5 protein-coding genes are annotated in these 5,796 nt (G+C 42.2%); 3 read left to right on the forward strand and 2 right to left on the reverse strand.

Going from position 1 to position 5,796, the window contains the following annotated elements; genetic code table 11:
• The coding region (locus IJJ71_RS05195) for a PfkB family carbohydrate kinase (RefSeq protein ID WP_296845734.1) at positions 1 to 492 on the forward strand (492 nt) is incomplete at its 5' end.
• A 236-nt stretch (positions 493 to 728) separates the two neighbouring features.
• Here the strand turns inward: IJJ71_RS05195 and IJJ71_RS05200 are convergent.
• Entirely contained in the window at positions 729 to 2,264 is a 1,536-nt protein-coding gene (locus IJJ71_RS05200; protein ID WP_296845735.1) for an autotransporter outer membrane beta-barrel domain-containing protein, read from the reverse strand.
• A 244-nt stretch (positions 2,265 to 2,508) separates the two neighbouring features.
• Complete coding sequence (locus IJJ71_RS05205; RefSeq protein WP_296845736.1) at positions 2,509 to 3,483, reverse strand: aldolase catalytic domain-containing protein; 975 nt, start codon at positions 3,481 to 3,483, stop codon at positions 2,509 to 2,511.
• Positions 3,484 to 3,664: 181 nt separating this feature from the next.
• On the opposite strand from IJJ71_RS05205, the gene IJJ71_RS05210 reads away from it, so the two are divergent.
• Together IJJ71_RS05210 and IJJ71_RS05215 are read left to right on the forward strand one after the other, a co-directional pair.
• Positions 3,665 to 4,564, forward strand: a complete 900-nt coding sequence (locus IJJ71_RS05210) for a DMT family transporter (protein ID WP_296845737.1) — start codon at positions 3,665 to 3,667, stop codon at positions 4,562 to 4,564.
• A gap of 509 nt (positions 4,565 to 5,073) precedes the next feature.
• Positions 5,074 to 5,691 (forward strand): lactate/malate family dehydrogenase, encoded by a 618-nt coding sequence (locus IJJ71_RS05215; protein ID WP_296845738.1) that lies wholly within the window; start codon positions 5,074 to 5,076, stop codon positions 5,689 to 5,691.
• Positions 5,692 to 5,796: the final 105 nt, after the last annotated feature.

Genomic DNA, 5,796 nt, shown 5'->3' on the forward strand with positions numbered 1-5,796 from the left:
CGCAAAGCCATGACAGAAATCTGTAAATACGTTGATGTTTGTATCTCTAACGAGGATGACGCAAACGACGTATTCGGAATCAAATCTGAGGGAACAGACACAACAAAGGGCGAACTCAACAACGACGGTTACGTTTCAGTTGCACGCCAGCTCAAAGAAAAATTCGGCTTCAAAAAAGTTGCAATCACACTCCGCTCTTCAATCAACGCTAACCGCAACGACTGGCAGGCTCTTCTCTACGTCGACGACAAAGACTACGCATTCTCAAAGAAATACGAGATGTGGATTGTTGACCGCGTAGGTGGCGGTGATTCATTCGGCGGTGGTCTCATCCACTCACAGCTCAAAGGCATGAACACACAGGATTCTATCAACTGGGCAGTTGCAGCATCTTGCTTGAAACACTCAATCATCGGAGACTACAACATGGTTTCTGAGGACGAAGTTAACAAGCTCGCAGGCGGCGACGGCTCTGGACGAATTCAAAGATAAAAAATTACATCCTGTAATTTTTTATCTAACGAGAAAATTCAAACAAGAAAATCTTTCTGATTTTAGATTTTCTTGCGTTCACCCAAAGACAAACACGGCAAAAATCGTTGACTTTGCCGTTTGAATTTTCTCTCTTTGCTTCTCCCCCGCATCCGTGCGGGGCATTTACTCCACTCGTTCGGGTGGAGTTTTTTGTTTGGTACAAAGTTTATTTCTTGTACTTTGGCTTTTAGAAGCTAAAGTACTATTCCAGAGGTGTTGTAGCTAGATAAATCAGTAACTTGATTACCATTGATTATGATAGTTGGAGACTCTCTTTCGATATGAATGTTTGCATCTGATGTACTTTCATTGTCTTTAATTATACCTCCTGTCATGGTGAAAGAACCATTTTCAGCAACACATACACCTGCTCCAGTACTTTCAGCAGAGTTATTATTTATACTTCCATTACTCATTGTAAAAGTTCCACCAACACGAATTCCGCCACCACTTTCGGTACCACTTACTACAGCAGTTTTATTATAACTTATACTTCCGCCAGACATAGTAAAAGTCCCATAGAAAGCAATACCGCCACCCATTCTGTTATCAATCGTATTGTATCTGATATTTCCGCTATCCATATATATGTATGAACCACTTTCTCCACAAATACCTGCACCAGAACTCCAACTGCTACCAGAACTGTAATTGTAATATATTCCTCCAGAGAGAGGCGTTTTGGTAGATTCATTACTATATCCTAAATAAATTGAACCACTTGGAGAATAAATTCCGGCTCCATTTTGTAAAGCCTTGTTTGCATAATTGCTAGATGTCGCTACAGATGTTGCATTTGCGTCTCCAATAACTGCACTTCCATACATAAAGAGTTTACCTTCATTGTATACACCGCCGCCGCTGCTGGCTGTATTTCCTGCTATAACAGCTCCGTCTGCCAATGTAACGCTCGCAGAACTTCCTATATTTAAGCCACCGCCTGAACCACTTGTTTTTCCGCCTGTGATTTTGAGATTTTTGATTATGACAGGAACGCTTGTTGATATGCTGAGAACAGTTCCTTCTTCATTACCGTTAAGAATGTCAGATTCTGCACCAGAGCCACCTGTAATTGTAAGTGAAGACATGTAAGAATCAGGAATATCTATGATATGCGTACCACAAACTTCGCCACTGATAGAGATTGTCCAGTCGATTTTTTTATTCAAATTCTTGATGACAGCGATTGCAGAATCAATTGAATCACGAGGGGAGTCTATGGAAATGCCACTATTTTCTTCTGAGCCTTCTTTACTAACATAAATCGTGTTGATTTCCTCAGGTTCGTTAACAGACTCAGGTTCGTTAACAGACTCAGGTTCGTTAACAGACTCAGGTTCGCTAACAGACTCACCTTCACCAGATTCAGAAGAAAGAGCCTTAAGAATGAATTTCACATGATTTTCTCTTTCAGCCTGAATTTCTGCCTGCACATTTGCTTCATATTCAACTTCTTCAATAAAGGCTCGAAGAGTAAAATCCCAAAGACCCGGATTCAATTCAATCCTTGAAGAAATAAAGGGCTCATAGCTTTCCCAAAAATATTCCAACTTATCGCCATCAGAAGATTCACCTTTTAGTGTGATGTTTGTAAGATTTTTCACAGAGGCATTTGCAGCACGAGCATTTGACGAAAAGACTAAAAAAGTGCCGGAATTTTGTTCATTAAAACAAGAAATAAATAGAATGGAAAACGCAAAAATAGCGTACAAATAAGCAAAACGCTTCATAAATCCTCCATAAGTTTTTTCGAGAACCAAGTAATTTATACGTTCAGCATAAGAAGAGGGAAAATTAAACAACCTTAATGATAGTATAACTTGTTTATGGAAAATTTCAAGTTTTTTTTTAAGCCAGCTTTGCCTAATTCTAGAGATTTAAGAGATTTAAGAGATTTAAGAGATTTTAGAAAAAAACAGGAGGTCATTGAAATGAATCAAAACGACCTCCTGCATTATAAAGGGAAGTTCTAAATTATTCCTGGCTTGTTACTTCCATGTAGAAGTCGCTGTAGTTCTTGCGCTTGTCTTTTGTGAACTGGATGGCGCTTCTCGGATGCTGGTTGAAAACGCCGGTCAAGAGATACTGCAAATCGTAGCCCCATGCAACGCCAGATTCTTTGAGCGGATTCATGTGCTCTTCAACGAATTTGATTACAGGAAGGAGCTTGAATTTCGGGTTTTTCAAAAATCCCATGAGAAGTTCCATCGCACAGTTACCTGCCCCTCGGCCCATAGCGGCATAAGTCGCATCGAGGTAATCAACGCCATCGCCAGCAGCTTCGATTGTATTTGCGAAAGCAAGCTTCTGGTTGTCGTGAGCATGCATACCAAGTTTTTTGCCGTATTTTGTGGCGAATTCACCGTAAAGGTCAGCGATTCGGGCAATCTGCTCCGGGTAAAGAGAGCCGTAGCTGTCAACGATATAAATGATGTCAACAGGAGATTTTCCGAGCAAATCAAGAGCAACCTTCAAATCACTTTCCTGTGCGTTAGAAATAGCCATGATATTGCAACTGACTTCATAGCCCTTTTTCTTTGCGTCTTCAATCATATCGAGCGCGCCAGGCATCTGGTGAGTGTATGTTGCGACCCGAATCAAATCAACCGGGCTGTTTGCCTTTTCCTGAATGTCCTGTTTGTAATTACAGCGACCAACATCAGTCATAATCGCAATCTTCAAATCAGTATCATTCTCACCGACAACAGAGCGGATAAAGTCATCGCTAGAGAATTTGCACGGCCCGAATTTGTTCACATCGAACATTTCCTTGTCGGCACGATAGCCGAATTCCATATAATCAACGCCGGCCTTAAGATTTGCCTCATAAAGAGCCTTTTCAAATCCTTCCGGGAAATAAAAATCATTAACCAAACCACCATCACGCAAAGTGGCATCAACGACCTTAATGCTTGGTCGGAAATCCATCAACTTAGAAAGTTCTTTCATTTCAAGCTCCTTGTTACTGTGAATAGTAACACAAATCAAAACTTTTTGCAAATGGGGGGCGCTCCCCTTCGGGTCAGGCTTTTCGCCCTTCGCTCGCGCTCATAGCCTGCGGCTACTTCGGGGCTACAATCCCTAGCGCATTAACTTGAAAACAAGTTTTTTTCCATATATTATCTTCTGCATGACTAAAAAAATCACTTCTCTTGCTTCTTCAATTGCTCTTCTTCTTGCTGCCGCGATCTGGGGATTCGGCTTCGTTGTCGTAAAAGACAGCCTCGACTATATCGGTGCAGTCTGGATGATGGCGTTTCGTTTCACAATAGCCGCTGCTGCTCTTGCCATTCTATATGGAAGAAAATTAAAAAACATCACCAGAAAAACCTGCTTCCACGGCTTAATTCTTGGTCTTTATCTGTTTATCGCCTATCTCGTGCAGACAATCGGCTGCAATTACACCACCGCCGGCAAAAACGCCTTTCTCACCACGATTTATGTATTCTTTATTCCAGTGTTTTTATGGATAATCGACCGCCGCCGCCCCGCATGGTATGTTTTTTTGTGCGCGATAATGTCCGTCACAGGAATCGGTATGCTCGCGCTTGGAACCGGTGACACAGGAGCCGTCAATATCGGAGATATTCTCACACTGATTTGCGGAATTTTTTATGCGACTCACATCATTTTCACATCAAAATATGACAAATATCACGACCCGATTCTGCTCACCTTGCTTCAATTTTTTGCAGTCACGATTTTTTCATGGATTTTCGCACCGTTTTATGACGGAGCTTTCCCGATTGAGCAAATTCAAAATTCCCGCGTAATTCTATCAATGGTTTACCTCGGATTTTTTGCAACGATGATGTGCTTCATTTTCCAGAATGTCGGATTGAAATATCTTCCCTCAACATGGGCTTCACTTTTGCTTTCATTTGAGAGCGTTTTCGGCGTAATTTTCAGCGTGATTCTTCTGGGCGAAAAACTTACCCTGAGAATGGGATTCGGCTGCGCACTGATTTTTACCGCCGTCGTCCTCGCACAGATTTTGCCAGAAATAATAGAAAAAAGAAAACAAAAGTGATAGTTTATACTTGGTCTAATGGCGAGTTTTGAAATTTACTGACTGTGTTAAAAAACGGCTTCCGGTCGTGGAAACGGCTTATCGAAACCGCAGGCTAGCCTGCTACACGCAGTTTGTGCTTGTAACTATATACATTTGCCGCTTACGCGGCAGCACAAACTGAGTGTTTTCGTAAGCCGTTTCACTCCTTCGCGCCGTTTTTTGCCATATTTGATAAGTTCAAAACTCGCCACTCGACGGCTTTATAGGCATAGAATGGAAAAATGTTGAGTTTTGCATTTGCTGAACAGTGCAAAAACAAGCGGAGGCGGCAAGCACTGGCGTTGTTGTGCTTGTTTGGTTATGGCACGAATCCACTTTGTGCGAGCGAGCGAAGCGAGTCTAATTTCCAATTTCGCACAACCGTGGATTTCAGTGACATGTTCCCGCCGAGAGCTGTTTTTTGTGATTATCCTAAAATTTGCAAAACTCAACATTTGTCCTAACGAAAAAAACAAACGAGGCACAAAATGAGTTTCAAAGATTCAAAAGTCGTAATCATCGGCGTTGGAAATGTCGGCGCAACAACAGCATACAGCATCCTCAATCAGGGAATTTGCGAAGAAGTAGTTTTGATTGATGTGAACAAAGAAAAAGCAATCGCCGAAGCAATGGACATGCAGCATTCAATCTACTTCATGAACAGAAACATGTCGATTAAGGCAGGAGACTACTCAGATTGCCGTGATGCGGACGTCGTAGTAATCACAGCAAGCGCGCCAATGCCAAAAGACTCGCACAACAGGCTTGAAATGCTCAGCCCCAGCATGAAAATCATCAAAAACATCGTGGAAAGCGTAATGTCAAACGGATTCGACGGAGTTTTCGTAGTCATCTCAAACCCGGTGGATATCATGGCGTACTACATCTGGAAGCTCTCCCGCCTGCCAAAAAACCGCATAATCGGAACCGGCACAACACTCGACACAGCCCGGCTCTGCTGTGAACTCTCAAAAATGTACAATCTCGACGCAAAAAGTGTGGAAGCCTTCGTAATGGCCGAGCACGGTGACAGCGAAATGGTCTCTTGGGCAAGCGCAACAATCGGCGGCAACAGGGCATCCGCATCAAAAGCACTCTGCAATTGAATTCTTAACAAGTATTGTATTTAAAGATTAGGCGAGATGATAAAATAACTTCGGGTAGTAAAAATGACATTGAAGGAAACATTCGAAGAAATCACGGACGACAGA

Source organism: Treponema sp. (assembly GCF_017430385.1).
GTDB lineage: Bacteria > Spirochaetota > Spirochaetia > Treponematales > Treponemataceae > Treponema_D.